Raw genomic sequence first — 3244 nt, 5'->3', positions numbered from 1 at the left:
TTAATCAGCAACTTCCTATCCTCCCAGGCCGTTTCCAGCCAAGTACTTTCGGCGTTTACGAGCTTAACTACTGTGTTCGGGATGGGAACAGGTGGTTCCTCGTAGCCATCGTCACTGAATTTGTCAGGGTGTTCCCTGAAAACTACATAGAAAAATAATATATTAACTTACAAGTTTGTTGTTTAAGTAAAGCCCTCGATCTATTAGTACCAGTCAGCTCCATGCCTTGCAGCACTTCCACACCTGGCCTATCAACCATGTCGTCTACATGGGATCTTACTAGCTTATGCTATGAGAAACCTCATCTCAAGGCTGGTTTCACGCTTAGATGCTTTCAGCGTTTATCCGTCCCGAACGTAGCTACCCAACTGTACCCTTGGCAGGATAATTGGTACACCAGCGGTTCGTCCACTCCGGTCCTCTCGTACTAGGAGCAGCCCCCTTCAAGTTTCTTTCGCCCGCGATGGATAGGGACCGAACTGTCTCACGACGTTCTGAACCCAGCTCACGTACCACTTTAATCGGCGAACAGCCGAACCCTTGGGACCTACTTCAGCCCCAGGATGTGATGAGCCGACATCGAGGTGCCAAACCTCCCCGTCGATATGGACTCTTGGGAGAGATTAGCCTGTTATCCCCAGGGTAGCTTTTATCCGTTGAGCGATGGCCCTTCCACTCGGCACCACCGGATCACTAAGCCCGACTTTCGTCCCTGCTCGACTTGTTGGTCTCGCAGTCAAGCTCCCTTCTGCCTTTACACTCTTCGAGCGATTTCCGTCCGCTCTGAGGGAACCTTTGGGCGCCTCCGTTACTCTTTAGGAGGCGACCGCCCCAGTCAAACTGTCCACCTAGGACTGTCCGGAAGGTCGTTACTCTTCCCGTTAGATTTCAATTAATCAAAGGGTGGTATCCCAACAGCGACTCCACTAAGACTAGCGCCCTAGCTTCTACGTCTCCCACCTATCCTGTACATTCATTAACTAAAATCAATCCTAAGTTACAGTAAAGCTCCATGGGGTCTTTCTGTCCAGTCGCGGGTAACCTGCATCTTCACAGGTACTTCAATTTCACCGGGTCCCTCGTTGAGACAGTGCGCAAGTCGTTACACCTTTCGTGCGGGTCGGAACTTACCCGACAAGGAATTTCGCTACCTTAGGACCGTTATAGTTACGGCCGCCGTTTACTGGGGCTTCAATTCAGAGCTTCGGATTACTCCTAACCCCTCCTCTTAACCTTCCAGCACCGGGCAGGTGTCAGCACCTATACGTCAGCTTTCGCTTTAGCAGGCACCTGTGTTTGTGGTAAACAGTCGCTTGCGCCTCTCTTGTGCCACCCATTCATGCTAGAGCCGTTACAAGCTTTCACACTACATGGGTCATCCTTTTCCCGAAGTTACGGATGCATTTTGCCGAGTTCCTTAACGAGGGTTTTCCCGCGCACCTTAGGATTCTCTCCCCGCCTACCTGTGTCGGTTTTGGTACGGGTAGTATGTCTCTACCTAGAAGCTTTTCTCGGCAACTTAGGATCAATTACTTCGCTCTTATGAGCTCGTCATCACGCCTCAGCTTTTAGAGTAACGGATTTACCTATTACTCAACCTACACGCTTAAACATGCACTTCCAATCGCATGCTAACCTACCTGTTTGCGTCACTCCATCGATCAAACAATTCATACTAGTACAGGAATTTCAACCTGTTGTCCATCGCCTATGCTTTTCCGCCTCGGCTTAGGTCCCGACTTACCCTGAGACGACGATCGTTGCTCAGGAACCCTTAGGCTTTCGGTGGAAAGGATTCTCACCTTTCTTTTCGCTACTCATACCGGCATTCTCACTTCTTACCAGTCCACAGCTCCTTCCGGTACTGCTTCAATCCAATAAGAACGCTCCCCTACCCAATGGTATTGCTACCATTGCCACGACTTCGGCTCTGCATTTTAGCCCCGGACATTTTCGGCGCAGAGTCTCTCGACCAGTGAGCTATTACGCACTCTTTAAATGGTGGCTGCTTCTAAGCCAACATCCTGGTTGTTTTGGAAACTCCACATCCTTTGCCACTTAATGCAGCATTGGGGGCCTTAGTCGGTGGTCTGGGCTGTTTCCCTCTTGACTATGGGCCTTATCACTCATAGTCTGACTCCCATGTATAAGTATAGCCATTCGTAGTTTGACTAGGTTCGGTACCCGGTGTGGGCCCTAGCCCGATCAGAGCTCTACCGCCTATACTCTTTACCATGAGGCTAGCCCTAAAGCTATTTCGGGGAGAACCAGCTATCTCCGTGTTCGATTGGCATTTCACCCCTATCCACAACTCATCCCAAAGCTTTTCAACGCTCACGAGTTCGGTCCTCCACACAATTTTACCTGTGCTTCAACCTGGCCATGGATAGATCACTACGGTTTCGGGTCTACTACCACTAACTCCTCGCCCTATTCAGACTCGCTTTCGCTTCGGCTCCACGTTTTCCGCTTAACCTCGCTAGTGACAGTAACTCGCCGGTTCATTCTTCAATAGGCACGCCGTCGACCTGCAATTATACGGTCTTCGACTGTTTGTAGACATACGGTTTCAGGTTCTCTTTCACTCCCCTCCCGGGGTGCTTTTCACCTTTCCCTCACGGTACTATGCGCTATCGGTCCATACTGGTATTTTGCCTTGGAGGGTGGTCCCCCCTGCTTCCCACAAGGTTTCACGTGTCTCGTGGTACTCTGGATACTGCTCCACATATGCAGGATTTCGACTACAGGGCTTTCACCTTCTTCGGCCGACCGTTCCAAGTCGGTTCGTCTATCCCATTTATGCTTGTTAGCAGTCCTCAACCCCGGTCTGGCGAACCAGTCCGGTTTGGGCTCTTCCCCGTTCGCTCGCCGCTACTAAGAGAATCTCGTTTGATTACTTTTCCTCTGGGTACTTAGATGTTTCAGTTCCCCAGGTGCCCTCCTCATACTCTCTGGTATGGGTGACAGAGCTTCACTCTGCCGGGTTCCCCCATTCGGATATCTACGGGTCAATGGTCGCTTGCACCTCTCCGTAGCTTTTCGCAGCTTACCGCGTCCTTCTTCGGCCAGTATAGCCAAGGCATCCACCGTATGCCCTTACTATCTTTACTTGATAGTGACATATGGTTATGTCTTTTGCTTTAGAGTCATCCTTTCGGATGCTCTCACCTTATAAGTTAATTTAGAGAATCTATGTGCTTGGTCTAACCCTTAGAGTCAACTCTAAGAGACCAAATCATAAATT

General features: G+C 50.1%; 2 rRNA genes. Both read right to left on the bottom strand.

The annotated features are described in order from the left end of the window. Positions 1–2: 2 nt before the first annotated feature. Positions 3–119: ribosomal RNA gene (gene rrf / locus EO119_RS08015) — 5S ribosomal RNA — on the bottom strand. 64 nt (positions 120–183) lie between these two features. Beyond that, positions 184–3110, bottom strand: a 23S ribosomal RNA gene (locus EO119_RS08010). Positions 3111–3244 lie beyond the last annotated feature (134 nt).

This window comes from Veillonella sp. CNR 79/14 (assembly GCF_003992185.1).
GTDB lineage: Bacteria > Bacillota > Negativicutes > Veillonellales > Veillonellaceae > F0422.
The sequence above is the reverse complement of the archived record's forward strand: the minus strand, read 5'-3'. Positions and strand labels throughout refer to the sequence as shown.